The organism is Steroidobacter gossypii (assembly GCF_016801985.1).
GTDB lineage: Bacteria > Pseudomonadota > Gammaproteobacteria > Steroidobacterales > Steroidobacteraceae > Steroidobacter > Steroidobacter gossypii.
Genome location: NZ_JAEVLS010000001.1, coordinates 736,875 through 762,919 on the forward strand (window position 1 = coordinate 736,875; position 26,045 = coordinate 762,919).

The window sequence follows — 26,045 nt, forward strand, 5'->3', positions numbered from 1 at the left end:
CACGGTCATGCTGGATTCCGCTTCTCACGACAGGGGCGGGTGGGCGCTTTTCCTGGATGTCGACGGCACGCTGCTGGAACTTGCCGAGACGCCACAGGGTGTGCATGTGTCCCCCGCCCTCAAGCAATTGCTCGAAGATGTCCGTTGGCGCCTCGATGGGGCGCTGGCGCTGGTCAGCGGCCGTAGCCTCGCCAATCTCGATCAGCTGTTCTCACCGCTGCGCTTCATCGCGTCCGGCGTGCACGGCTGCGAGCGTCGCACGGCCGAAGGCCAGGTGCTGCGTCCCGAAGTGGATGCGGCGACCATCGCACGTGTGCGCAATCAACTGGCCGAGTTCGTGCGCGGGCACGAAGGGCTGCTCTTGGAAGACAAGCACTACGCGCTCGCCGTGCATTTCCGTCGTGCGCCCGAGATGCAGGATGAGGTCTACCGCATCATGAGCGAAGTGCAGGCGCAGCTCGGCTCAGTGTTCGCCCTGCAAGCGGGCAAGAGCGTGCTCGAACTGCGGCCCGGTGCGTGGACCAAAGGCAGCTCCATCGAATCCTTCATGCAGGAAGCGCCCTTCGCGGGCCGCAAGCCGATCTTCATCGGCGATGACGTGACTGACGAGGATGCATTCGCCGTGGTGAACGCGATGGACGGCCTGTCCATTCGCGTCGGCCACCCGTCGGTCCCGACACGCGCCAGACATCGACTCGGCGGCGTCAGCGAAGTGCTGCGGTGGCTGAAGAGCACGCCACCGGTCGTCCCGCCTCCCCCCGCGCAGTAGTCATGGCGCCCTTCGAACATTCGTTCGGCATCGAGGAAGAGTTCTTTCTCGTAGATGCCACCACCGGGGTGCTCGGCTCTCCGGCGCTGGACCGGCTCGTGCAAGACGCGCGCGGCAAACTGGGCAACGTCGTTACGACCGAGCTGCTGCAATCTCAGATCGAGATCGCTTCACCCATTCTGCACAGCCACGATGAAGCGCGTGACATCATGTCACGCACACGACGCGCCTTGAGCGAAGTTGTAGCCGGCCATGGTCTGCAGCTCATCGCCGCGAGCACGCATCCGCTCGGTGTCTGGCAAGAACAGCTCATCACGGAAAAGCGTCGCTACGATCAGCTGATGGCGGACTTTCGTATTGTCACTCAGCGCAACCTGGTGTGTGGGCTACACATCCATGTGGCGGTTCCAGAGACGGTCGATCGTATCGATGTGATGAATCGGGCGATGCATTGGCTGCCGGTGTTTCTGGCGCTCAGCACGTCGTCGCCGTTCTGGAATCATCGGGTCACGGGCCTGCTCAGTTATCGGCAGGCGCTCTACGACGAATGGCCGCGCAGTGGCATTCCTGATTTCTTTCTAGACGAATCGGACTATCAGGCGTTCGTCGCTCGCATGCAGATGGCGGGCGCTATCGGCGACTCGAGTGAAATATGGTGGGCCATTCGCCCTGCCCTGCGCTTTCCGACGCTGGAGATGCGCATCGCGGACATGTGCACCCGGCTGGAAGATGCGCTCGCCATCGCGGCGCTGTATCGCTGTCTGGTCGCGACGCTCGTGGCCAACCCGGAGATGGGTAGGGCGCGCAGCACGCACACCCGTCGGCTCATCGATGAGAACCGCTGGCGCGCGAAGCGCGATGGCGTCAAGGCCGAGTTCATCTTGGAAACGTCGAATGAGGTCGTGCCGGTGGCGAAGGTGGTGCGAGATCTGATGAATGCCTGCGCCGAACAGATCGACCGGTTCGACTGCGCTTCTGCGCTGGAGCCGATCGAGAAGATTCTGTGCGAAGGCACGAGCGCGCATCAGCAGCTCAAGATCTATAACGACAGCCGCGCCGCCGGTGAAGAGAGTTTGCAGGCGCTGTTCAGAGTGATCGAGTGGCTGAAGGCGACGACGCTGGGAGAAGCGGTCGCCTCGTAGCTATCCGCCGAGCGCACTCGCGGCGGCACGAGCGATGGCCAGTTCTTCGTCGGCGCGCACGGCCAGTAGGTGCACCATCGATTTCGGCGCGCACAGTGTTGCTATCGGATGGTCGCCACTGAGCTTCGCTGCATCGTTCCGTTCAAGATCGAGGACGGCGCCGATGAATTCGAGTCGCTCGAGACAGCGGCGGCGTATCAACGCGCTGTGCTCTCCCACGCCCGCGGTGAATGCGATGGCATCTACGCCACCCATCGCGACAGCATACGCGCCCATGTATTTCCGCACCCGATGAACGTACATCTCGATCGCAAGCACGCAGTCCCGATCGCCCTTGCTCGCACGGCGTTCGATCTCGCGCATATCGTTCGTCCCCGTCAGGCCCTTCAAGCCTGAGCGCTTGTTGAGCAGATCGTCCAGCTCGTCCGCGTCGAGATCGTCGGCGCGTTGCAGTTGCAGAAGCACGCCCGGATCGACGTCGCCGGCGCGCGTGCCCATCACCAAACCTTCGAGCGGCGTCATACCCATGCTGGTATCGACGCTGCGGCCCTGTGCTATCGCAGTCACGCTCGCGCCGTTACCCAGATGGCAGGAGATGATGCGAAGTTTCTCCAGCTCGGTGTGTAAGTGGGCTGCGACGCTGCTAGCGACGTGACTGTGATTGATGCCATGAAAACCGAAGCGCCGAATTCCGTAACGTTGCCGCACGCCGGCGGGCAGTGCGTACTCACGCGAATGATCGGGAAGGGTCGCGTGAAACGCGGTGTCGAAGACCGCGAAGTGAGGAACATCGGGCAGCGCCGCCCGCGCCCGCTGAATCGCCGCCAATGCGGGCGGATTGTGAAGCGGCGCCAGGTGACTCAGCTGCTCGATCTCAGCGAGCACCGAGTCATCCAAGCGCGCCGGCTCGACAAACTTTTCGCCACCGTGAACGACACGATGCGCGACGGCATCGATGCCCGAATCTTCATTGCCTCGATACGCTGCGAGCAATTCATCCACGGCGATCGGCAGATCCGCGCCCGCCAGATCGCGAACCTCCGCGCCCGCATGCAGGCAGGCATGGTCGGACCCGATGCTCTCGACGTGCATTTCTTGCAGCCGGCGCCCGCTCGAGGTGTCGACGAGGGCGCTTTTCACCGAAGAACTGCCGCAATTCAGGGCAAGGACGCGCATGCCGGAAAAATACCACCACCCTGGCCGGGCTTGTACACTGCACCGATCTCAACGGAGAGCCGTATGCATCGTTCCCCACTCAAAAACAAAACGTTCCGGCCCGTGATCAAGTCGTTGCTCACCGGTGGTGCACTGGCGCTCGCCGCGCCCATGCTGGCCCACGCTGACGTCGCGTCGGTGGATGCCGCGGCCAAGGCCGTCGAGCCGCATGTCATTGAATGGCGGCGCCACCTGCATGCCAACCCCGAGCTCAGCAATCGCGAGGTGAAGACGGCGGAGTTCATCGCGAAGCGTTTGAAAGCGATGGGCCTGGAAGTGAGGACCGGCGTCGGTTTGACCGGCGTCACCGCGCTGCTGAAGGGCGGCAAGCCCGGCCGCACGGTGGGATTGCGCGCCGATATGGACGCGCTGCCGGTGACGGAGCAGACGGATGTGCCGTTCAAGTCCAAGGTCATCACCGAGTTCCGGGGCGAGAAGGTGGGTGTGATGCATGCGTGCGGGCACGACGCGCACGTCGCCATCTTGCTGGGTGTGGCTGAAGCGCTGGTGAAGATGAAAGAATCGCTAGAGGGTCAGGTGCTGTTCGTGTTCCAGCCGGCCGAGGAAGGCCCGCCGGAGGGCGAGCGCGGCGGCGCGCTGCTGATGCTGGAACAAGGTGTGTTCGATCTGGCCAAGCCGGATGCCATGTTCGGTCTGCACGTGATGGCCTCGTTGAATAGCGGCGTGATCGGTTACAAGCCCGGGCCGCTGATGGCCGGATCCGATGCGTTCTCGCTGGTCGTTACCGGTTCGCAGACGCATGGTTCGCGACCGTGGGCGGGTGTCGATCCCATCACCGTCTCGGGTCAGATCATTTCGGGGCTGCAAACCATCGTCTCGCGTCAGCTCGACATCACTCACCTGCCGGCGGTCATCACGGTGGGCGCGATCAAGGGCGGCATTCGTTTCAACATCATTCCGGATTCGGTGGAGATGGTCGGCACCATCCGCACCTTCGATCGCGACATGCGTGAGGACATCATCAAACGCATGCAAACCACCGCCAGCAAGATCGCCGAAGCCAGCGGCGCCAAGGCCGAGCTGAAGATGCGATCCGAAGTGGCGGTGCCGCCGGTGATCAACGACGCGGCGTTGACGGATCGAGCGCTGCCGCTGTTCGAGCAATTGGTCGGCAAGGACAAAGTGCAGCTGATCGGGTTGCAGACGGTGGCGGACGATTTCTCTCAGTTCGGCACGCAGATACCGTCGCTGTATTTCTGGGTGGGGATTACGCCGCCGGACAAGGATGCGTCGGCGGTGCCGTTCAACCATTCGCCTTTGTTCTATTTGGACGAGTCGGGGATGCTGACCGGCGTCCGCGCCATGCTGTCGCTCACCACGGATTTCCTGAGCCAATAGCTTTTTGCACTGTGCTCACCGGAGCCCCTGAGGGGGGCTTCCGGTGAGAATAGAAACGGCCGAGCCAGCCCCGGCGAGCCGCCAAACCGGGCAACCGGAATGGGAGTCCCGTCACAAAATCACGTTGCAGCCGCGAGTAAGGGTCATAACGCGACGCTGGTACTTGCCGCAAATCCTGCCACTGCATGTACTGCGCGCTTCGGGAGGAAGCATCGCTGGGAGTGGCGATGAAACAATCAAGAAATCTACTCGCGGTCATCGCAGGACAGAGCTCGGTCGTCGCCATTCTGGTGCTGGTGCTGGTGCTGTCGATCGCGGGTGCGCCGTTCCTGCAGAAAAAGCAGGTCGTGGCGCAGAACATCGGCGCCGAAGTCGCCGTCACCAAGGCGTATGCGCTCACGGAAGCCCTGTTGGCGCACCGCGCGCAGGGACATTCGCTGGATACTTTCAATCCGGCGTTCAATGCCCGTCATTTTCCTGGCGTACTGAGCACGGACCAGGTCGCGCCAGAGGACACAGTCGCGGCGGACGCAATCGCCGCTCTGCGTAAAAACGCCGCGCAGCCCTATGTGCACTTCACGACGCTGGCCGGAACGCCGCATCTCTTTTACGCCGTGCCCGATCGCAACGGCGGTGCCCTGCTGATCGATTTGCCGATGCAGCGCGAGCAGGCGACCATTCAACGTTTCTTCGGTCAGTCGTATCTCTCTTCCAGCGCACTGGGTTACATCCTGGTCGGCTTGCTGCTGTTGGGCGTGTTCGGCCTGCGTTATTACCTGCGCTCGTTGATCGGGCTGCCCGACGATGAGCGCAGGCGCATTCTGATGAAAGGCCTCGACGGTGCGCCGCCCCGGCGCAATCGACTGCCCTGGCTGTTCGCAATCTGCGCGGTGGTGTTCGCGGCCGACCTGGCGAACGTGATGGATTCGGCGATTGGCATCGGCTACGTCCTGGCGGTGATGCTGGCGCTGTCTTCTAGCCGTCATTGGCACGTCAGCGTCATCGCATTCGTCAGCGCGTTGTGCCTGTTGATCTCGCCAATCATCGCGCCATATCACGCCGGTTGGTGGGCATATCTCGAAAGCCACGCGGTCGCAGTGTTCGCCATCTTCGTGACCGCATTCTTCGGCGCCGCCAACCTGCGAAAGACACAGGCAGAAACATTGGCTCTCGCTGAAGCCATGCGCTCACGCAACGAGACGGCCGAGCTGCGCGCGGCCCTCGAGCGCGCCGAAGCGGCCGAGACCAACAACCGCCGCATGATCGATCGCATGCGGATGGCGAACGAGTCCGCGCGCCTGTCGGTGTGGGAATGGAAGATCGCCGAAGACTTGCTCGTGATCGACGAAGGCTGTCCGATGATCACCCGCTGCGGAGGCGTGCGTACGCTCAAGGGCGCCGAATACACCCGCAAGTTCGTGCACCCCGACGAACAGGCCGCCTGGCATGACTTGTTTCGCGATGCCCTCCGCAGCGACAGGACCTCGTTCGCGCACCGCTATCGCATGATCAACGCCGCAGGCGCGACGCGCTACATCCAGGCCCACGCGAGCATCCTGCGCAACGAACAAGGTCGCGCCATCAGTGTGCTGGGCATCGACTGGGACGTGACCAAAGAGGAACAGGCGAAAGAAGAAATCTCGCGCCAGGCCACCGAGATCAAGGAAGCGCAGGAACGTTTCCAACGCGCCGTGTCCGGCACCCAGGACGCGTTGTTCGAGTTCAATTTGATGACCGGCGAGATCTGGCACTCGCCCCAGTTCCGCCTGATGCTCGGCTACGACGGCACCGAAAGCAACGAGGAAGGCCGGCCGGAAGCCTTCGTCCATCCCGACGACGGCGCCATAGTCGGCAAGGCGATGAGCGATCATTTGCAGCAGCGCGTGCCGTACGACATCGAATACCGACTGCGCAAGAAGGACGGGGATTGGTTGTGGGTGCGATCGCGCGCCACCGCCGAACGCGACGAAGACGATCGTCCGCTGTGGCTGGCCGGCTCCATTCATGACATCACGCAGGAACGCGCCGCGCGCGTCGCGATGGAACGAGCGACAGCGGAAGCGGAAGAAGCGAGCCGCGCCAAGAGCACGTTCCTGGCCACGATGAGCCACGAGATCCGCACACCGATGAACGGCATCATCGGCATGACGGGCTTGCTGCTGGACACCGGCCTCGATCGCGTGCAGCGGGACTACGCCGAAACCATTCGCGCCAGCGCCGACTCGCTGCTGACCATCCTCAACGACATCCTGGACTTTTCCAAGATCGAAGCCGGCAAGCTGGACATTGAAAACCTCGAGCTCGACCTGCGCAGCAACGTCGACGACGTGGGCTCGATCATGGCGTTCCAGGCCGCGGCCAAGAGCCTGGAGCTGGTGGTCAACGTGCGCCCCGAAGTGCCGGAGCGCGTGCTCGGCGATCCGCAGCGCATTCGTCAGTGTCTGCTCAACCTGGTGGGCAACGCCATCAAGTTCACTCAGAGCGGTGAAGTGGTGCTGGAAGTCGGCCTGATCGGTCGTCAGAGCGGCCGCGCGCTGCTGCACTTCGAAGTGCGCGACACGGGTATCGGCATCCCGCGCGAATCGCTCGACAGATTGTTCCAGCCGTTCATACAGGCGGACTCCTCGACCACGCGCCGTTTCGGCGGCACCGGTCTGGGCCTGTCGATCGTTCGCAAGCTGGTGGAAATGATGGGCGGCCAGACCGGCGCGCAGAGCGAAGTCGGCCAGGGCTCCACGTTCTGGTTCACGCTGCCCGTTGAAGAGTCTGACGGCATGCTCGATTTCGAGCCGCGTCGTCGCGCGGCGCACGAAGGCCGTCGCATCCTGCTGGTCGACGACAACGACACCAATCGGCGCGTGCTGTCGAGCCAGATGGTTCATGCGGGCTATGAAGTGGTCACAGCCTCGGACGCGCACGAAGCGCTGAACGTGTTGCGATCCGGCCGCGGCGCGTTCGATGCCGTCGTGCTCGACTATCAGATGCCCGACATGGATGGCGCCATGCTCGGCGAGCAGATCATGAAGGCTCGCGACATTCCGCCCACACGTTTGATGTTGCTCACCTCGCTGGACCGCTCCGGCGACATGCAACGCTTCGCCGACATCGGTTTCTCGGCCTATCTCACCAAGCCGGTTCGCACGCGTGAACTGCTGGATTGTTTGAATCGCGCTCTGTCACGCGAGGCCGAGGATTGGCACATGCGCAGCCAGCCCATCATCACGCGCGGCACGCTGGTTGCGAACGAAGTCAAACGCGTCTACTCGGGTCGGGTGCTGCTGGTGGAGGACAACGCCATCAATCAGCGCGTGGCGCGTCGCTTCCTGGAGCGGCTGGGCTGCGAAGTGCACGTGGTGGGCGACGGCAAACAAGCCGTCGACGCTTTCGAGTGCAACAATTACGGCTTCATTCTCATGGACATGCAGATGCCGGTCATGGACGGCCTCGAAGCAACGCAACGCATTCGCCAGATCGAAGGCGAAGGCCGTCGCACCCCGATCGTGGCGCTCACGGCCAACGCCATGATGGGCACGCTCGAGCGTTGCCTGGAAGCAGGCATGGACGACTATCTCACCAAGCCGCTCGACATCTCGCGACTTCAGGACGTGCTCGACCGCTTCATGGTCCCCACGTGTTCGGATTCAGAGACGACGGTGGTGGCGCCGGTTGGACGCGATCTGAACCAGGCGGTCAAGGCGCGCTTGCGTGACATCGCCGGCGAAGATTCCGATTTCGCCGCCGAGCTGGTCAACGCTTTCATCATGGGCGCCGAAGAGGCGATTCTGGAAATGCGCGCCGCCGCGCATCGGCAGGACCTGGACCAGCTGGCCCGCGCCGCTCACAAACTCAAGGGCGCCGCCAACAACATGCACGTCGACAGACTGGGTCTGTTATCGGCGGATGTAGAAACACGCGCCCGAGGCGGCGGCCGCAACGAATGGAACGAAGAGCTGAAAATGATCCAGGCCGAGTTCGAGCGCGTGTCGGAGCACTTGCGCGCGTTGCTGGACTCGCCATGGCATCGCAAGGTGGGCTGAGCGCTCAGTCGTTTTCAGGGACGAACTCCGAGGGCTTGTCCGAGCCGCCGCCGAAAAAGAACTTCTCCATCTCGGCTACCAGGAATTTGCGCGCCTTGGGCTCGATGGGCGTGAGGCGATATTCGTTGAGCAGCATGGTCTGGTGCTTCAACCAGCGCTGCCACGCCTCCTTGGAAACGTTCTCGTAGATGCGCTGCCCGAGCTCGCCCGGATACGGCGCGTAGTCGAGCCCTTCGGCTTCGACCCCCAGCAACACGCATTTGACCATTCTCGCCATAACAACTCCGCCCATCTGACCCTGCAACGATCGCCCCGCGCGGGATCGGCCTACCGACAGAAGTGAAACCGCCGGCTTGCACCGGATGCACAACATACAACGTCCCGCTCAGGCCACATGATCCGCCAGGCCGCGAATCAAATCCACGGCCGGCTTGGCCAAGCCGATCTTCGCCGGCTGCTTCGCATCGTACCAACAATATCGCTCGCCTTCGGCGATGGCGAACTGCTCGCGCGCCGCGTGGAGGAGGATGGGCTGCAACGTGAGATCGAAGTGAGTGAACGAATGTGAGTACGGCGGCAATGCCTGCGTCGGCAGCGACGCCTCACCGGTGCGTTGTTCCATCCAGGCCAGCGCGTCCTCGTGTGCGTCGAACTGAGGGAAGGTCCACAGTCCACCCCACAGACCCGTCGGCGGTCGACGCTCCAGCAGTACAGCGCCGTCAGGTCGTCGCAAGATCGCGGCGTAAGCAGTTCGTTCGGGCCGCGCCTTGCGTGGCTTGGGTGTGGGCAGGATGGCTTGCATTCCATCGCGCCGGGCAATGCACGGCTCGTGCATTGGACAAACAACACACAACGGCCGCGATCGAACACAGACTGTCGCGCCCAAATCCATGATGGCCTGCGTGTAGTGCGCGACGCGTTGCGCCGGCGTACATGCATCCGCGAGGGCCCATAACTTCCGCTCGATCGCAGTTTCACCTGGGAAGCCCTGGATCCCGAAACAGCGCGTGAGCACGCGTTTGACGTTGCCGTCGAGAATGGGATGTCGTTGCGCTTTCGAGATGGCCAGGATGGCGCCAGCTGTCGAGCGCCCGATGCCTGGCAGCGCCTGCACGGCTTCGATGTCATCCGGAAATTCGCCGCCGTGCTCTGCCACGATCAGCCGCGCCGCCCTGAGCAGATTGCGCGCTCGAGCGTAGTAACCCAGGCCCGTCCAAAGATGCAGCACTTCGTCATCGTCGGCCGCGGCCAGGGCCCGCACATCGGGAAAGCGCTGCATGAAGCGCTCGTAATAGGGAATGACCGTGGCGACCTGGGTCTGTTGCAGCATGATTTCGGAGATCCAGACGCGGTACGGCGTGATCTGCTGCTGCCAGGGCAAATGTTTGCGGCCGTTGCGATCGAACCAGGCCAGCAAGGCGCTGGCGAACTGCTCGCCCGCAAACGCAGATGGGTCTGTGCTCGGACGCGCCGTCTGCGCCGCCGCGAGGCTCAACTGATTGGTGATATTTGCCGCCACGGCGACATGATGCCATGGCTGCAGCCGCGACGCCGAAGGCGATCTTTTTCAGGGCTTGGCGGGCTTGGGCTGCCGCGCCTTCTCTTCCACGCTCATGAACAGATCGCTGGTTTCCGTCTCCAACATCTTCAGCATCATGCGACGGCCGCCGACTGCCGGCACCCAGAACCCGGGCACGACATTCGTCACGTACTTCACACGCGTGGCGCCGTGGTGCGCCGGGCTCAGTTCGCTGCGCGTCTCGCTGAACCTCACATCGCTGCGGTCCGGGTCGGCAACGGCAACCAACGTGTACTTGGACTCCTGCACCCGCTCCACACGCGTGACATCGCGACAGAACCAGCCGAAACAAACTTCGACGGTGGTCTCCAGCGTCACGATACCCGGTTCCGGCCGCTCCAGCACTTTGGCGCTCAGAATGCGGGCGTTGAGCGAGGGGTAGTCGGCATAGTTGCGCAGCACCTCGTCGACTCGATCGATGGGCGCGTCCAGCGTCACCACCAGCTCGTAGCGGAAGTGCTTGTCGGCATAGCGGGCTTCGCTGTGCTCGATGGTGAATGCCTGCGTAACGGGTGCTGACACCAGCGCCGCCATGGCGAGCACGACGCACCAACGCAGCATGAGAGGTGACTTCCGGCGGCGCGAAAAGATGTGTGAGGGATCCACAACTGCTTAGTCGCCCGTCGGCAGCCTTTGGTTTCGTCGGCTCAGCGGTTGAACAGATCCTTGAGCTTGTCGCCGAGCTTTTCTTTCACCTTTTCTTCCAGCTTTTCCTTTTCCTGGTCGACGCGCTGCTTGACCTCGTTCTTCAGATAGCCTTCCAGATCCGGGCGCACTTTGGGATCGCTCAGAGCACCCGTGATCTTGACTGGAATCTGGGCATCGACCAGGTCTTGCACCTGCTCGGTATCGGCGCCCTCGCGCGGGATCTTCATGACCGTCGCCACCAGGCGATAGTCCAGCGCGCTGGCCGGCACGTCCACCGTGCCCTGCCCGGTGATCTTGAGATATTGCATGGCCACGTTCAGGTCGTTGTTCGACAGCACTCCGTTCTTCATCACGCCGCTGCCGGTCAGAGCGGTGAACGGCGTGCGCACGGGAACGCTGCGCTCGGGCGCGGGCTGCTGCTTCAACAGCGCGCGGGCGCGACGGATTTCCCACCAAAGATCGGTGCCTTCGATGGCGCCATCGGCCACTTTGAAGTCGATGTTGCCGGTCAGCGTCTTCACGATCTCGTCGGTGTCCTTGCCCGAGCCCGCCAGCTTGATGTTGGCGCTGCCCTTGCCGGACACGCGATCGGTCTCGAAAAAGTCCTTGAACAACGGTGCGAAATCGATGCCGCTGACGTGTTCGTCGAGCGTCACGCGGGCCACACTGCCGGTGGCGTCGATGCCGATGTCGCCGCTGTAGTTGCCGCCGTACATCGATGCTTCCGAAGGATTGAAGCGCACTTTGCCGTCGCGGGCATTCACGCCCAGGCGCAGCTTGGTGAACTTGATGCCCGCAAAGATCGCTTCACCGACCTGCAGCTGGCCGCGAGCATTCAAGTTGCGCAATGTTTCCACCGGAATCGGCGTCGGCGGCTGGTCGGCCGCAGGCTGTTCGGCCGGCTTGCCTGCGGGCTCTTCACTCGGCGGCGGCAGATAACGATCCGCATCGATGCGATCGACGTTCAAGTCGAAACGTAGCGCCATGGCGTCGAAATCGGCGATACCGAGCATGCCCTTGGCCGTGGTGTCATCCAGCTGCAGCACGATGTCACCGACCTCGGCCGAGCTCTTGGTCATCGCCACCCTGCCGGAGAAGTTGAGCTTCTCGAACACTTTCGGATCGGCAGTCGCCGGCAGCTCGACACCGAGCTTCGGCGCCCACTCACGCAGCGACACTTGCTCCAGCTTCAGCGGACCGGTCAGCGCTGGCGCATCCAGAATCTCTTTGCCAGTGAGCGCGCCAGTGAGGCGGGCGCCCGCGACGTCCATGGTCAGGCCCGACAGCTCCATGGTCTGCGCCGCCAGGTTGGCGTTCAAATCCTTCGCCTGCAGCGCGATGGGCACGCCGGCCGCCGGGAATCCTTCGCCCTTCCAACTGGTCGTCACATTCAGCGCTTCGAGTCGATACAGCTCCTTGCCGACATCGGCAGTCAGTGCGTCGGCGCGAATCTGCACCGGGATGCCTTCCTGCGGATAGCCCTGACCGGTCAGCGTCACATCGATCTCGGGCTGGGCGAGCCGATGAGCATTGGCTTCCAGATCCGCGGTGACAGTGGCGGACAGACGCACTTTGGCCGACAGCGACGGCTCCTGATCCAGCACGAAATCGGTGCTGAGCTCGAACGGCTCGCCGGAGGCGAGGCGACCGGTCTTCAGATTGAAGTCACGCACCACCTGCCGGGTCTTCTCCTGGCGATTCTCGATGGTGACCGCGGCGTCCTCGATCTCCAGGCCGGCGATGGTCGGCACTTCCATCGTGGTCTCCTCGGTGGGCGCCGGCTGCGCTTGCTCCTGCTGCTCGCCCAGATCGGCCCAGTTGTTGCGACCGGTCTCGTCGGTGACCAGGCGAATGCGAGCGCCCGCCAGACGCACATTGCCCACCTCGACCTTGCCGCGGATCAAAGGCAACAGGCGCACGCCCACGCGCGCTTCCTGAATGGCAACGAACGGCTCGTCGCCGAAGCCGGGCGCTTCGCCCAGGCTGGCCGGCCCCGCTTCGAGCGCCAGCCAGGGAAAGATCGACAGGTTGAGCTCGCCGCTCAAGGTGAGCTGCCGGCCGGTCTTGCTCTCCACGATGCGCTCGATGTCGTCGCGATAGTCGTTCGGGTCGACGAACAGCAGCACCGCGAGCAGCGCCACTACGATCAGCGCCACGATGCTGCCGACGACGATTCCGGCGATTTTCAGTGCCCGCATGTCTGGTCCTCGATTCAATTCGCACTGTGAACGAATTCACACAAGCGGCCGATTCTAACAGCCGCGCCGCGGATCGGATTGAAACGGGGCGCCGGCCGGCGAGAAGCAGTTCACAGTGGCGGCCCGCCTGCCCCCGCGACGCTTAAGGGCATCCCTGAAATTCCGATGAGATGGTGGTTCTTGCTTGTTCGCTGCCGATACAGGTGATGTGCTCGCCCGCCTGGGGTGGCAATTGGACCCGTGATCGATGCTTGAGTTCGGGACGCATCTGGCCGGCATCGCGTTCGGCGCCCTTCTGGGCGCAGGGGCGCTGTGGGGCTATGGGCGGGCCCGAGCACGCGAGCACGCCGCCCAGGAGCGCATGTTGGCGCAACGCTTGAACATCGCCACCGAAGCCGCGGGCATCAGCTGCTGGGAAGTCGATCCGCAGGCGGGTCGCTTCGTCTGGATCGACAATCCCTACCGCGAAATCTTCGGCGACGCCGGCGAGCCCTCGCTCGCGCTGTATCTGGAAAAGTTTCATCCAGAGGACCGCGCCATGGTGAAGACGCTCTGGGTCGAGGCGCGCGACCGGGGCGAGGACCGCATCTCCTATCGCTACCGCATCCAAAGCATGAGCGGCCGGATGCTGACGATGCAAACGCACGCGCGTCTGCTCCGAGGCGAGAACGGTCACGTGCAACTGCTCGGCGTGTCGTGGGACATCACCAACGAAATCGAAGCGGCCGAGCGCCTTCAGCAACAGACACAGATGTTGCGCGATGTGGAACGACGTCTGGAGCGCGCTTCGCTGTCCAGCTCCGAAGGTCACTGGGAAAAAGACCTGGTGACCGGGCGTATCTGGTACTCCTCGAGCTATCACGCGTTGCTCGACTATGAAGATGCCGAGCTGCCGACCGAGCCGGGCTCCGGCTTCAACCTCGTGCATCCGGACGATGTCGATGTGGCGCGCACGAGGCTGCAACAGCACTACGATCAAGACACGCCGTTCGACCTGGTGCTCCGTTTGCGGATGAAGAGCGGCGAGTATCGCTGGTTCCGACATCGCGGCACGGCCGAGCGCGACGAGCACGGTCGCCCGCGGTCGATGGCCGGCTCCATTCAAGATGCGCATGAACAGAAACTCGCCGAAGATGCGTTGCGGCTGACGCAGCAGCGCCTGGAGCGCGCCATCCACGGCACTCAGGACGGCCTTTGGGAGATGGACGCCGATGGCGCATCGTGGCACTCGCCTCGGGTCGCGGAGCTGCTGGGATATCCGCCCGATCAATTGCTCCCGGAGCGCAATTTCCTGAAAGAATTTCTGCATCCCGAAGACAGCGCAGCGGTGGCCGTCGCGACGCGCGTGCATTTTCAGGAACGTCTGCCTTACGACGTGGAAATTCGCTTGCGCACGCGCTCAGGGGACTATCGCTGGTATCGCGCTCGCGCCACTGCCGAGCGGGATGCACAAGGCCGGCCGTGGCGCTTGTCAGGATCTTTGCAAGATGTCACGGAAGCCCGCGCGGCGCGCGAAGCGTTGTTGCAAGCCACTGAAGCGGCCGAAAGCGCCAATCGCGCCAAGAGCGAGTTCCTCGCCAACGTCAGCCATGAGATCCGCACTCCGATGAACGGCATCATCGGCATGACCGGCCTGCTGCTGGAAAGCCCGCTCGAGCGCACGCAGCGCGACTACGCGGAAACGATTCGTTCCAGCGCCGACTCGCTGCTGATCGTGATCAACGACATCCTGGATTTTTCCAAGATCGAAGCCGGCAAGCTGGACATCGAAACGCTGGAACTGGACCTGCGCAACATCGTGGAAGATGTGGCGGTGATGCTGGCGTTCCAGGCCGCGGCCAAGAATCTCGAGCTGGTGGTGCACATCCATCCCGATGTTCCGGATCGCGTGGTGGGCGATCCGCAGCGCATCCGGCAGTGCTTGATCAATCTGGTCAGCAACGCCATCAAGTTCACGCGCGCCGGCGAGATCGTCATCGAGGTCAGCGGCGACCAGCCCGGCGGCGGCGCGCGAATGACACGTTTCGACGTTCGCGACACCGGCATCGGCATCGCGCCGGGCACGTTGCAGAACTTGTTCCAACCGTTCGTGCAGGCGGACTCCTCCACGACACGTCACTTTGGCGGCACCGGCCTGGGCCTGTCGATCGTGCGTCGGCTGGTGGAGATGATGGGCGGCGATGTCGGCGCGGACAGCGAGATCAACAAGGGCTCGCGCTTCTGGTTCATGTTGCCGTTGGCGGCAGTGACGCAAGGGGTCGCGCCGCCGGCTGCAGCTGTGAATCTGAATCGTCTGGGCCGCCGCGTGCTCGTGGTGGACGACAACGAAACCAATCGACGCGTGCTGGCGGGGCAGCTGATGCATGCCGGGTTCGAAGTCAGTCTGGCCGGCGGCGGCATCGAAGCCATGAGCCTGCTGCACACCGCGGCCATCGACGGCCAGCCGTTCGAGGTGGTGCTGGTGGACCACCGCATGCATGACATGGACGGCGCGACTTTGGGCGAACGCGTAAATGCCGATGAGCAATTGTCACAAGCGCGACTCGTGATGCTCACTTCGGTAGACGGTCACGGCGATATCCATCGCTTCGCTTCACTCGGTTTCGCGGCTTATCTCACCAAGCCGATCCGCGCGCGTGAGCTGCTGCAATGTCTGGATCGGGTGCTGGCGCACGATTCGAAGCAGTGGCACATGCAAAGCCAGCCCATCGTCACTCGCAACACGCTCGCGAATCCGCTGACCGCGGCTTATCGCGGCACGGTGCTGTTGGTCGAGGACAATGCCGTCAATCAAAAGGTGGCGGTGCGTTTTCTGGAGCGCCTGGGCTGCACCGTGCGTGTCGCCGACAACGGCTACGAAGCGGTGCGCGCCTGCGAAGAGACCAGCTTCGATTTGATCTTGATGGACTTCCAGATGCCGGTGATGGACGGCCTGAGCGCGACTCTGCGGATTCGCGAACGGGAAACCGGCGACGGTCGACGCCATGTGCCCATCGTCGCATTGACGGCGAACGCCATGGCGAGCCAGCTGCAGCGTTGCATGGAAGCGGGCATGGATGCATTTCTCACCAAGCCGCTGGAGATCCCGCGGCTGCACGAAATCCTGACCAGGTTCGGCCTGCGTGTCGGCGCCGCTGAGGAACAGATGTCACATTCGAGTCCCTTGAATCACGTGCCGGTGAATCTGGCCCGGCTCCACGAGCTCACCGACGGCGATCCGGAGTTCACTCGCGAGCTGGTGGAAACATTCATCGCCAGCGGGGAAGAAGCGCTCATGGAAGCGCACGCCTCGCTGGACGGGCTCGATCGGATCCGCTTGAGCCGGGTCGCGCACAAGCTCAAAGGCGCCAGCGCGAACATCCACGCCGAGCCATTGCGAGATTTGTCACATGCATTAGAGATGCAGGCCGCGAGCCAGGATCAGGCGCGGCTCAAGCAACTGGTGGCGCAATTGGCCACGGAGCTGGAGCGTGCCACGGAGTTCCTGAACCGGTACGTGCCGACAGCCGCGGCCAAAGCGGGCTGAGCGGCCGGCCCGGGATATTTCAATCCAGGCTGGCGGTGGTGATGCGATCGCGGCCGGCGGCTTTGCTGGCGTAGACGCCTGAATCACAGCGCGCCATCAGGCCGTCGAGCGTCGCGCCTTGCGGCACGCTGTCGCGCCACCCGGACACACCGAAACTGGCCGACACCGTGAATTGCTGGTCGCCCGTCTTGAAGGGCGTGTCGATGATATGTTTGCGCAGATGTTCGGCCGCGGTGGCGGCGTTGCCGACATTGGTTTCAGGTAGCACGATTACGAACTCTTCGCCGCCGTAACGCGCGATCCAGTCGCTGGTGCGCACTCCGCTCCGGAGCGTCTGGGCGAACCATTTGAGCACTTCGTCGCCGGTCAGGTGGCCGTGCGTATCGTTGATCTTCTTGAAGAAGTCCACGTCGCACATGATGGCCGACAGCTGCCGGCCGTAGCGCGCCGCGCGATCGATCTCGCGGGGCAACTGCTCCATCAGAAAGCGACGATTGTGAACGCCGGTGAGCGGGTCCGTGATGGACAGTCGACGGTTCTCTTCGTTGGCGGCGCGCAGCGAGCGCTCCAGCGTGACGATGCGTCGACCGGTATTGAGCCGGGCGATGAGCTCGGGCTCCACCACCGGCTTGATGAGATAGTCGTCCGCTCCGGACTGCAGGCCGGCCACCAGATGTTCGATCGCGTCCCGCGATGTGAGCAGCACGATGTACGTGTACCCCTGTTCCTTGGAGCGCAGCGCCCGACACAGGGCCACGCCATCCATCTCGGGCATTTCCCAGTCGGTGATCATCAGCGGAAAATCGCCCTGCTCGAGCTTGGCGAGCGCCTCGCGGCCATTGGCCGCCATCTCCACCTCATAGCCGCCCCGCTTGAGCAGCCGCGCCATGATCAGCCGCTGCGTGGGCTCATCGTCCACGAGCAGAATGCGCCAGGCAGGCTGTGCGGGCGAGTTGTCGGCGGAGGTTGGGGACATCGCGGCGGATCGTACCCGCTGCGGGGTTCAGCCGCAAAGCACGTGGCCGGCACCCAATCACATTTGCGACCACCCCGGAGCGCCTACGTGACACACCGCGCATTGTGACTTTCGATTCGGGGCCGATGTCGCCGTTGCCGAATCATCGCGCAGCGAGCGGCGCCAGCGCAGGTGCGAACACCGTCACAATCCCGTGCAGGTCTAACGCTTACAGACCATCACCGTGCCGTTGAGCGTCTTGATATGAACGCGCGCGTCGCCCTTGCCCTCGGTGAAACGCAGCTCGTTGCCCGGCCCGTACTGGCGGCTGCGCCGGGGCTCGGGCCCGAAGCAGTTGTCGATATCGCCATTGAAAGTTTCAATATCGAATTCGGCGTTGATCTGGCCGCGCAGATGCAAGCTCAGATCGCCGTTGATGGCCTCCGCTTCGAGCCGAGCGCCGTCGCTCAACGCAGCGGTCAGCTCCAGATCGCCGTTGGTGGTCTTGATGCGGCCCCGGTCGAGCCGGTCGAGCGTGACATTCATATCGCCGGAAACGGTGTTCAGTTCCAGCTCGGGGCCCGCTTTGGTGATCCGCAGATCGCCGCTGACGGTGGTGGCGCGCACCAGCCCTTTGCTGTCCCTGCCGTGCGCCAGGATGTTGCCGCTGACGGTTTTCAGCTCCAGATCGCCAGGACCGAATTCGGTCTCGATGTCCCCGCTCACCGCCTGCAGGCGTTGCGCGCCGCGCACCCCGGTGATTCTCTGTTCCGCACTGACTGTGGTGATGGCCAAACCGCTATCGCGCGGGATTTTCACGATCAGATCGCTGGTGCCGCCCGAACCGGTCGAGCGAGGCAGCACGACTCTAACGATGGTGCGCGAGCCGTCGCGGCGGAAATCCAGACGTTCCACGCTGCTGCCGAGATCGGCGTCGACCTGCACTTCGGCGCGCTCCCAGGTCGAGACCTCGACCGAGCCGGCAACATTGGTGATTTCCACTTCGCCGCGCGCGTCGGCGGCCAGCGTTTTGGAAATCTGTTCGGCGCCGGCGTGCTGTGCCGTGATCAGCAGAGCCATCGACAGCACGGCCTGCACGGCGGCTGACACAGGGGCGTTCATAGATCGGTCCTCACAGGATTGCTCAATGGCACTTCACTTACGTCGGCGAGCAACTGCAGCTCGCGCTGATAAGTGGACATCAACAGATCCTGCAGCAGCGGATCGGAAGGGTTCTCGGCCAGGGTCTTGGAAATCTCCTCGGCGGCATGGCGCAGATCGGCGAGATTGCGTTCGAGCTTGGCGCGCGTCGACGGCGACAGCGACTTGATGCGCTCCTCGAAGCGCTGATTCAGATCCGAGCGCGCCTTCATGTATTCGGCGCCCAACACCTCGGGCCCGAAGCTCGCCGGCATCGCATTCAGGGGCGGCGCCGCCATCGGCACTTGCTGCTGTGATTGCTGCTGCTGTTGAGCCATTTGCATGGCGGCGTCCTTTTCCATGGACTGGCGCGTAACCACAAACGTGGTGAAGGATGTCGCGAGCACGAGAAGCAACCCCGCGGCGATCTGAAACCAGCGCGTCGATGCGAAATGCACGACCGGCGCGGTGTCGGTGACGATCGGCGTCTTGGCGATCTCGGCTTGAATGCCTTGCCAGAGATCGCGCTCCGGCGGCACTTCGCGCGGCAGCGAAGCCAACATCTGGCTCAGTGGATCGTCTTTGTGGCGTTGGTCACTCATCGTCCGCCTCCGCCGTCAGGCCCATGCGTTCGCGTAACAAACGGCGTCCGCGATGCAGTTGCGCCTTGCAGGTGCCGACTGCGATGCCGAGCATGTCGGCGCATTCTTCGTGGCTGTAACCGTACACGGCCTGCAAGACGACCACGTGACGCGCGCCTTCCGGCAAGGTCGCAAGCGCGCGCTCCACGTCCATCACTTCGCCGGCGTCGTGTTCTTTGCTGCCATCGGCCGGTTCCGCCAGCGCGTTCTCGATGGCTTCGTCGTTGGATTCGGAACGCGTGCCGTGATTGCGAGCGTGGCTCAACACCTCGTTGACTGCGATTCGATGCAGCCAGGTGCCGAAGGCGCTGCGGCCCTCGAAGGCCTGCAGGTTCCGCCACGCTCTGATGAAAGTCTGTTGCACGCAATCCTCCGCCACGTCCCGTCGCCGCGTCATCCGCAGACACAGGCCCATCACCTTGCCGCTGTGGGTGCGATACAGGCGCTCGAAGGCGCGCATATCGCCACCCCGGGCAGCCGTCACCAGGCTCGCGTCGGAGAGCAGAGGGTCTTCGGCCCGGGCAACCCCCGGGACCGGTTCATTGGCGCCAGCGCCGTATTGCAAGTTCGCCCCTCTTCCGTTCCGTTCGCGTTGTTACGTCCGCCTTTGTGGAGTTCGATGCGGACCCTCGGAGGAAGGTTTAAAACCGAGGGCAGGTGAATGTTTACCTGGGGTAAGAGCTTAACAGTAATGGGCTTTTTGTCAGCCCAGGCTGCTTGTCGGCAGCGGCTGCCGACAGGCCGCGCGCCGGCTTATCTCTGCCGGCTGTTCCACTCGCGCACGGCGATTTCCAGCGCGGTGCCGGCCATGGGGCGGCCGATGAAGTAACCCTGGGCACGATCGCAGCCCACCGAGTCGAGGAAGTCCAGCACCTCCTGGGACTCGACGCCTTCGGCGCAGGCGGTCAGGCGCAGCTTGTGAGCGAGCAGCACCATGGTCTCGACCATGGTGCGGGCGTCCTCGTGAGCGAACACGTCGCGCACGAACGAGGTGTCGATCTTCAGTTCGCTGAACGGCATCAGGTACAGCTGCTTGAGCGAGGAATAACCGGTGCCGAAGTCGTCGATGGACAGGCCGAAGTTTTTCACCCGCATGCGGGTCAGCACGTCCATGGTGGTGCCCGGATCGAACATGGCCGCACTTTCGGTCACTTCGAAAATGATGCGGCGGGCGTCCGCGCCCACCTGTGCGGCCATGCGGGCAACCTGATCGGGGAACGCCAGATCGTTCAACAACTGTGGCGAAAGATTGATCGCCACCGATAACTGCAGCCCGACCGCATCCCACGCCCGACACTGGGACAGCGCGGTCTCGAGCACCTGCTCGGTCAAGCGACGGATCAAGCCGTTCTTCTCGGCCAGCGGAATGAAGCGCACCGGCGAGACGAAACCCAACGTGGGATGATTCCAGCGCGCCAGCGCTTCCACGCCTTCGACGATCCAGCGGTTCGGCGCGATCCGCGTCGCCTTCGGTTGGTAGTGGACGATGATTTCGCGCTTATCGAGCGCGGCGGTCAGCGCGGCGGCGCTGATCGGCGTGTCGCTGCGCAGGGTCTGGCGCAGCGTCGCCTCGAGATCGGCAAGGAGGATGGGCTTTTGAAGCGCACCGAGCATTTGCAAACCATGCGCCTTGCCAATCTGCTGAGCCGTCGCGAGCACGCGCTGATCCATGCCGCTCGCCACCAGGATCTGCGCCTTGCTGCCGCGCTCGCCCAGATACCGCAGCAGCTCGATGCCGTCGGCGCCGGGCATCTGCAGATCGAGCACCACCACCGTGGGCTGAAATTCCTGCACGGCGCGCCGGAACGCTTCCGGATCGGTCACACCCTTGGACTCGAAACCCAGACCGGCGGCGGCCTCCGAGATGAATTCGCAGAGGTCGGGCTGATCGTCGATGACCAGCAGTTTGTTGGAATGCTCAGGCGACACGGGCCTCCCTATCGAGGACATGGCGGATACGCATAGCCAGATCTTCGTTGCGATAGGGTTTATGGATTACATCGGATGACGTGAGCCCGGCGGTGCCGGCGAGCACGGCATTGTCGGCATAGCCGGTAGTAAAGAGCACATCGATGTCGGGGCGCAATTCGCGCGCGCGCTTGGCCAACGCCGGCCCGAGCATGCCACCGGGCATCATCACGTCGGTGAACAACAGATCGATGCGCTCCGGTCCGGAAAGGATCCGCACGGCTGCCGCGCCGTTCGCAGCCGAGAGTGCGCGATAGCCGAGCTGGCTGAGCGCAGTGACCACGGTGTCGCGCAGATCCGCATCGTCCTCGACCACCAGAATGGTTTCGGTGCCGCCCGGCGCCACGCGCGTGACAATCGTGTCTTCGCGCTCCGATTGTTCCTCTTTGGAACGCGGCAGATAGATGGTCACCGTGGTGCCCGTGCCCACCGTGCTTTCGATGGTGGCGATGCCGCCAGCCTGCTCGGCGAAGCTGTGCACCATCGCCAGGCCCAGGCCGCTGCCCTTGCCGGATTCCTTGGTGGTGAAGAACGGCTCGAACACGCGCTTCAACACTTCCGCGTCCATGCCGACGCCGTTGTCGTTGACGCTGATGGCGACGAAGTCGCCGGGTTCGATGGACGGATAGTCGTTGCAGAACTTGGCGTCGAGCGTGACGTTCTGAGTGCGCACCGTGAGACGGCCGCCCTGTGGCATGGCGTCGCGCGCATTGATGGCCAGATTCAAGATCGCATTCTCGAACTGGCCCGGGTCGGCGCTGGTGTGCCACAGATCATGCGCCTGGATCATACGTACTTCGATGGATTCGCCAATGGTGCGCTGGACCAGCTCGCTCAAGCCCGACAGCTGACGATTCAGATCGAGCACCGCCGGCGCCAGAATCTGCCGACGCGCGAACGCGAGCAGACGGCGCGTCAGATCGGCGCCACGCGCAGCCGCACGCATCGCCGTATGAACCTTTCTCGCGAGGGTCGGAGTCTCGGCCACGCTGCGATCCAGCAGCTGCAGATTGCCGATGACCACGCCGAGCAGATTGTTGAAGTCGTGCGCGATGCCGCCGGTGAGCTGGCCGATGGCCTCCATCTTCTGCGCCTGCATGAGACGCGCTTCGAGGCGCTTCTGTTCCGTCAGGTCATAAACGATGGAGAAGAAGCCCAGCACTTCGCCGTTCGGTCCGAGCTGGGGCACGAAATGGTTCTGCCACTCGCGCGGGCGCCCGTTGCGGATGCCGTTCTGGGTGACGCGGACGAACTCGCCGCCCATGACCTGCCTGATCATGGGTTCGATCTCGTGGAAACGCTCCTCGCCGATGCTCTCGCGCAGCGGCCGGCCGAGCACGGCATCGGCAGGCAGTGCGTACCATTCTTCCAGCGCCCGATTCACATACGTGACGATCATGTTCGAGTTCACGTAGGTGACCGGCGTCGGCACGGCGTTCAACGTCAGCTCGAAGAAGTCGCGCGTTTCGCGCAGCTTGCGTTCGGCACTGACGAGATCGGTCACGTCCTGAATCGTGCCGTGCAGACGCACCGTGTTGCCGCCGCGACGCTCGGCCTTGATGATGCTTCTCACCCAGAGCTGGCGCCCGCGCGCGCTGGTCATGCGCAAGAGCAGATCGGAGGGCAGGCCCGCTTCCAGCGCCATGCGCTCGGCGCCCTGCAGCTTGACCCGATCCTCGGGATCGAAGAACGCGTGGTGCGCTTCAATGTCGATCAGATGACCGACCGGCAGATCGTGGATGGCGTACAGGGCTTCGGTCCAATGCAGTTGTTTGCTGATGACGTCGTATTCCCAGCCGCCGATCTTGGCGGTGGCCTGCATGTCCTTGAGCAGATTGTCGAGCCGCACTCGCTCGCCGATGTCACGAAACACCAGCACGGTGCCCACCGACGCGCCTTCTTCGGTGACCGGCAGGATCTTGTACTCGACCGGACGGAACGTGCCGTTCTTCTTTCGCAGCAAAGCGCCGACGCCGCGCATGATGTCGGTGGTGTATCGCACGCGACGGACCGGATCGGTGCGCGAGTCGCCGTCTTCCTGCGTGTTGATGAGCACGCGATAGTCGAGCCCGGCCAGCTCTTCGGTCTCGTAGCCGAGCATCTTGGCGGCAGCCGGGTTGGCGTAGCGCACGTGACCGACGTTATCGAGCTCGAGCACGCCCTCGCCGGAGCCTTCGACGATGGATTGATTGCGTCGGTTGGCGGCGGTGAGCTGGGCATGCCGGCGGCGCAGGCGGTTGCGCAGCCGTTGTAACAAGACCAGCGAAACAATGGCCGGCAACAGGCCGAGGACAACGCCCACGACCAGGGTGACGACGTTCCCGCCGAGCAGTCCTTGCAGTGAGTTCATAGCCAGTGTGGCGACGAGGCCGGATTACGGCTTCGCGCCCGGCTCCCTCCCCGCATACCAGTTCACTGCATACTGCATCAGCTGCGCCGAGGTACGCAGCGACAGCTTGCGCTTGATACGTTGACGGTGCGACTCGACCGTCTTGACGCTCAGGTTGAGCGCCTCGGCGGTCTGCCGCGTCGACAGGCCCTTGCCGATCATGTGCAACACCTGCAGCTCGCGATTGGTGAGACTGTCGACCGGATTCGAGGAGATGTACGCCCCACCGGAGGCGAACTTTTCGATCATGCTGTTGCCGACCGCTTCGCTGACGTAGATGCCGCCATCGAGCACGCGGCGGAGCGCGATCAGGAACTGATCCGAGGCGGCCTGCTTCATGATGTAGCCGTTCGCGCCGGCCGACAGCATGCGCTCGGCATAGATCGCTTCGTCGTGCATCGACAGCACCAGCAACGGCAACGCCGGATAGTGCGCGCGCGCGTCCTTCACCAGTTCCAGCCCGTCGCCTTGCTTGAGCGACACGTCGACGATCACCGCATCCGGCTCCTGTTCACGGATCAGCGATTTGGCTTCGCGGGCGGTCTCCGCCTCGCCGCACACTTCCAGATCCGGCTCCGCTTCGATCAGCCGCCGCAATCCCTGTCGGACGATGGGATGGTCGTCCACGATCAGCACGCGGCGCTTCTGGTCCTTGGACACACCCTGAGGCTTGTGTGCCGGCTTGAACAAAGAAGGCCCAACGCTCATTGCATACTCCTGCTACTTGCTCTGGTCGGAAGCGGCCGAGGCCCTTTCGACAACACTCTTCAGCTCGCACGACGGCGAGGACGACGCGCCTTGGCGGCGTCGGCCGCGGGTTCGAGCGGACATTCACAAACGATACGCGTGCCGGGCCGGGCCTCCGCCGCCGGGTGTTCCGGCGCACCGCGCTCGAAACGAACTTCGCCGCCGAGGATCCGCGCCCGGTAGCGCATGATCTTCAAACCCAGGCCCGGGGCGTCCACCGCGTCCGACGGCATGCCGATACCGTCGTCGGTGACCGTCAGCCGAACCTTAGCGCGGGCCCCATGTAAATGCAGTCGTATAGACCGCGCCTGACCGTGGCGGACCGCGTTCCGAACCGCTTCCTGCGCAATCCGATACAGATGATTGGCCAATTCGGTGCTCAACGGGCGAATGGTCTTCACACGATGAGTACAAGTGACCTGCACGCCGTAAAGCTCCGTGGCGTGCATGGCCAGGCCCTCGAGCGCGTCGGACAGCCCGCCCCGCTCCAGATTGACCGGCGACAGGCCCCGCGCCAGGGCGCGCGTGCTCTCGATCGAGTTGTTCACCAGTCGGGTGATGCCTTCGATCTCGGGCAGAATGGTCGGATACTCGGTCGTCAGGCGGCCGGCCAGGCCACGCAGCATCAGTGCGATGCCGGTCAACTCCTGACCCAGACCGTCGTGCAGATCATTACCGATGCGGTACTGCTCGCGGCTGACCGCTTGCAGGATGGCGCGCTCCAGCTGCTTGCGCTCGCTCACGTCCTGGAGCACCAGCAGGCTGTGATTGCTGCCCGCGATCTCGAAGCGGGACAGCACGCCCAGTGCGGCGAAATGGGTCTCGTCGGCGCGGCGACCGTCGAACTCGACCTGCATCGAGCGACCCTGCTTGTCTGACAGCGATTGCCAGCGCTCCGGCTGCTCGAAGGGCCAGCCGGCGAGCGTGGCCATGTTGCGGCCGATGAGCGCGCCGCGCCCATAGCCGAACAAGGTATCGAACGCGGGATTGGTGATCTCGATGACGCCGTGCTCGTTGATCACCGCGACGCCTTCGAGCATCGACTCGATCATGCGTGCCTGAGTGGCGATGGCGCGCTCGGCCCGGACCTGCTCGGTAGTTTCAGTCGTGACCACGGCGAGCGCGACGATCTTCTGTTCGGCGCGAATCGGGCTGACGCGCACGTCGAAGTGCCGCGACTGCCCGTCGTTACCTTCGATCTCGGCGACGTAACCGTCGACCTGGCCCGTGGCGAGCACTCGATGCAGCGTCGACAGGGCGCGCGCATGCAGGCTCGGTGGGAAGAAATCGGTGATGAGCGCGCCTTCGACCTGCTTGGCCGTGCGACCGCCGATGCCGCGATTGGCCATCAGGATACGCAGCCCACGATCGACCACGAACACGAACTCGGCCACCGCGCCGACGAGCTGCCGAATGGCGTCCGTCTGCAGTGTCGAGCGCAGTCCGTCCTCGGCCGGAGAGCCGACGGCTAAGTCGATTGTCTTCGCTGTGTTCAAACCGTGTGGTTCCCTGCCCCGCGGCGAGCAATCGTGGTCCGCGAGACCTGTGGGAGCATGGTGTTGGAGCGGCGTTGTAGGGGATATCAGCCACTCCCCTAATGTCACAGGCGGTGTGCGCGCCTTTGGCGGGACTGTGGTGGATGTCTCGCTTGGCGATAAACCCCAACCCGCGCAAGCACTTATATTGCAGGGCAAGGGCGCGAACAGATTTCGCTCACGGCGGCGCTGTGATC

The 26,045-nt window shown here is 63.6% G+C and carries 18 protein-coding genes; 5 read left to right on the forward strand and 13 right to left on the reverse strand.

From position 1 onward, the window contains the following. Nucleotides 1–7: 7 nt before the first annotated feature. Both otsB and JM946_RS03280 read left to right on the forward strand, forming a co-directional pair. The gene (gene otsB, locus JM946_RS03275) at nucleotides 8–769 is read left to right on the forward strand and encodes a trehalose-phosphatase (protein WP_203165704.1); all 762 of its coding nucleotides are present in this window, start codon (nucleotides 8–10) and stop codon (nucleotides 767–769) included. 2 nt (nucleotides 770–771) lie between these two features. After that, nucleotides 772–1,911, forward strand: coding sequence for a carboxylate-amine ligase (locus tag JM946_RS03280; protein ID WP_203165705.1), 1,140 nt, complete (start codon nucleotides 772–774; stop codon nucleotides 1,909–1,911). Here JM946_RS03280 and JM946_RS03285 read toward each other — a convergent pair whose 3' ends face one another. Next, the gene (locus JM946_RS03285; protein WP_230979434.1) at nucleotides 1,912–3,087 is read right to left on the reverse strand and encodes an acetate/propionate family kinase; all 1,176 of its coding nucleotides are present in this window, start codon (nucleotides 3,085–3,087) and stop codon (nucleotides 1,912–1,914) included. It lies immediately after the preceding gene. 63 nt (nucleotides 3,088–3,150) lie between these two features. Between JM946_RS03285 and JM946_RS03290 the strand changes: the two genes are divergently transcribed. Beyond that, on the forward strand, nucleotides 3,151–4,485 hold the full coding sequence (locus JM946_RS03290) for an amidohydrolase (protein ID WP_203165707.1): 1,335 nt from the start codon (nucleotides 3,151–3,153) through the stop codon (nucleotides 4,483–4,485). A gap of 227 nt (nucleotides 4,486–4,712) precedes the next feature. Beyond that, nucleotides 4,713–8,522 carry a response regulator gene (locus JM946_RS03295; RefSeq protein WP_203165708.1) on the forward strand — a complete coding sequence of 1,270 codons (3,810 nt, stop codon included), beginning with the start codon at nucleotides 4,713–4,715 and terminating at the stop codon, nucleotides 8,520–8,522. Nucleotides 8,523–8,526: 4 nt separating this feature from the next. On the opposite strand, the gene JM946_RS03300 is transcribed toward JM946_RS03295, so the two are convergent. The 4 genes from JM946_RS03300 to JM946_RS03315 all read right to left on the reverse strand — a co-directional run bounded on the left by JM946_RS03300 (nucleotide 8,527) and on the right by JM946_RS03315 (nucleotide 12,947). Next, nucleotides 8,527–8,799 carry an oxidative damage protection protein gene (locus tag JM946_RS03300; RefSeq protein WP_203165709.1) on the reverse strand — a complete coding sequence of 91 codons (273 nt, stop codon included), beginning with the start codon at nucleotides 8,797–8,799 and terminating at the stop codon, nucleotides 8,527–8,529. A gap of 108 nt (nucleotides 8,800–8,907) precedes the next feature. After that, complete coding sequence (mutY, locus tag JM946_RS03305) at nucleotides 8,908–10,041, reverse strand: A/G-specific adenine glycosylase (RefSeq protein ID WP_322110889.1); 1,134 nt, start codon at nucleotides 10,039–10,041, stop codon at nucleotides 8,908–8,910. A gap of 48 nt (nucleotides 10,042–10,089) precedes the next feature. Next, nucleotides 10,090–10,662, reverse strand: coding sequence for an SRPBCC family protein (locus JM946_RS03310; protein ID WP_203165710.1), 573 nt, complete (start codon nucleotides 10,660–10,662; stop codon nucleotides 10,090–10,092). An 86-nt stretch (nucleotides 10,663–10,748) separates the two neighbouring features. After that, complete coding sequence (locus JM946_RS03315; RefSeq protein WP_203165711.1) at nucleotides 10,749–12,947, reverse strand: AsmA family protein; 2,199 nt, start codon at nucleotides 12,945–12,947, stop codon at nucleotides 10,749–10,751. 247 nt (nucleotides 12,948–13,194) lie between these two features. Here JM946_RS03315 and JM946_RS03320 point away from each other — a divergent pair, with 247 nt between their 5' ends. After that, nucleotides 13,195–16,473 carry a PAS domain-containing protein gene (locus JM946_RS03320; protein ID WP_203165712.1) on the forward strand — a complete coding sequence of 1,093 codons (3,279 nt, stop codon included), beginning with the start codon at nucleotides 13,195–13,197 and terminating at the stop codon, nucleotides 16,471–16,473. Nucleotides 16,474–16,492: 19 nt separating this feature from the next. Here the strand turns inward: JM946_RS03320 and JM946_RS03325 are convergent, their stop codons facing one another. From JM946_RS03325 to JM946_RS03360, 8 genes are all read right to left on the reverse strand, one after another. Then, a complete protein-coding gene (locus tag JM946_RS03325) occupies nucleotides 16,493–17,449 on the reverse strand; it encodes a diguanylate cyclase (RefSeq protein WP_203165713.1) in 957 nt (318 codons plus the stop codon). Between the two features lie 201 nt (nucleotides 17,450–17,650). Next, a complete protein-coding gene (locus JM946_RS03330) occupies nucleotides 17,651–18,550 on the reverse strand; it encodes a DUF4097 family beta strand repeat-containing protein (RefSeq protein WP_203165714.1) in 900 nt (299 codons plus the stop codon). Then, entirely contained in the window at nucleotides 18,547–19,170 is a 624-nt protein-coding gene (locus JM946_RS03335; protein ID WP_203165715.1) for a hypothetical protein, read from the reverse strand. Before JM946_RS03335 ends, JM946_RS03330 begins: the two co-directional genes overlap by 4 nt. Further along, a complete protein-coding gene (locus tag JM946_RS03340; RefSeq protein WP_203165716.1) occupies nucleotides 19,163–19,774 on the reverse strand; it encodes an RNA polymerase sigma factor in 612 nt (203 codons plus the stop codon). The genes JM946_RS03335 and JM946_RS03340 overlap by 8 nt, the downstream gene beginning before the upstream one ends. Nucleotides 19,775–19,962: 188 nt before the next feature. Continuing rightward, on the reverse strand, nucleotides 19,963–21,138 hold the full coding sequence (locus JM946_RS03345) for an EAL domain-containing response regulator (protein WP_203165717.1): 1,176 nt from the start codon (nucleotides 21,136–21,138) through the stop codon (nucleotides 19,963–19,965). Next, entirely contained in the window at nucleotides 21,128–23,527 is a 2,400-nt protein-coding gene (locus JM946_RS03350; protein ID WP_203165718.1) for a PAS domain-containing protein, read from the reverse strand. The genes JM946_RS03345 and JM946_RS03350 overlap by 11 nt, the downstream gene beginning before the upstream one ends. 24 nt (nucleotides 23,528–23,551) lie before the next feature. Then, nucleotides 23,552–24,274 (reverse strand): response regulator, encoded by a 723-nt coding sequence (locus tag JM946_RS03355; RefSeq protein WP_203165719.1) that lies wholly within the window; start codon nucleotides 24,272–24,274, stop codon nucleotides 23,552–23,554. A gap of 59 nt (nucleotides 24,275–24,333) precedes the next feature. After that, nucleotides 24,334–25,809: a PAS domain-containing sensor histidine kinase gene (locus JM946_RS03360; RefSeq protein ID WP_203165720.1), complete on the reverse strand. Its 1,476-nt coding sequence runs from the start codon at nucleotides 25,807–25,809 to the stop codon at nucleotides 24,334–24,336. Nucleotides 25,810–26,045: the final 236 nt, after the last annotated feature.

Excerpts from the sequence above, each read along its gene's own strand:
- otsB (WP_203165704.1), top strand. The coding sequence starts at position 8 with ATGCTGGATTCCGCTTCTCACGACAGGGGCGGGTGGGCGCTTTTCCTG.
- JM946_RS03280 (WP_203165705.1), top strand. The coding sequence starts at position 772 with ATGGCGCCCTTCGAACATTCGTTCGGCATCGAGGAAGAGTTCTTTCTC.
- JM946_RS03285 (WP_230979434.1), bottom strand. The coding sequence starts at position 3,087 with ATGCGCGTCCTTGCCCTGAATTGCGGCAGTTCTTCGGTGAAAAGCGCC.
- JM946_RS03290 (WP_203165707.1), top strand. The coding sequence starts at position 3,151 with ATGCATCGTTCCCCACTCAAAAACAAAACGTTCCGGCCCGTGATCAAG.
- JM946_RS03295 (WP_203165708.1), top strand. The coding sequence starts at position 4,713 with ATGAAACAATCAAGAAATCTACTCGCGGTCATCGCAGGACAGAGCTCG.
- JM946_RS03300 (WP_203165709.1), bottom strand. The coding sequence starts at position 8,799 with ATGGCGAGAATGGTCAAATGCGTGTTGCTGGGGGTCGAAGCCGAAGGG.
- JM946_RS03310 (WP_203165710.1), bottom strand. The coding sequence starts at position 10,662 with ATGCTGCGTTGGTGCGTCGTGCTCGCCATGGCGGCGCTGGTGTCAGCA.
- JM946_RS03315 (WP_203165711.1), bottom strand. The coding sequence starts at position 12,947 with ATGCGGGCACTGAAAATCGCCGGAATCGTCGTCGGCAGCATCGTGGCG.
- JM946_RS03320 (WP_203165712.1), top strand. The coding sequence starts at position 13,195 with ATGCTTGAGTTCGGGACGCATCTGGCCGGCATCGCGTTCGGCGCCCTT.
- JM946_RS03325 (WP_203165713.1), bottom strand. The coding sequence starts at position 17,449 with ATGTCCCCAACCTCCGCCGACAACTCGCCCGCACAGCCTGCCTGGCGC.
- JM946_RS03330 (WP_203165714.1), bottom strand. The coding sequence starts at position 18,550 with ATGAACGCCCCTGTGTCAGCCGCCGTGCAGGCCGTGCTGTCGATGGCT.
- JM946_RS03335 (WP_203165715.1), bottom strand. The coding sequence starts at position 19,170 with ATGAGTGACCAACGCCACAAAGACGATCCACTGAGCCAGATGTTGGCT.
- JM946_RS03350 (WP_203165718.1), bottom strand. The coding sequence starts at position 23,527 with ATGAACTCACTGCAAGGACTGCTCGGCGGGAACGTCGTCACCCTGGTC.
- JM946_RS03355 (WP_203165719.1), bottom strand. The coding sequence starts at position 24,274 with ATGAGCGTTGGGCCTTCTTTGTTCAAGCCGGCACACAAGCCTCAGGGT.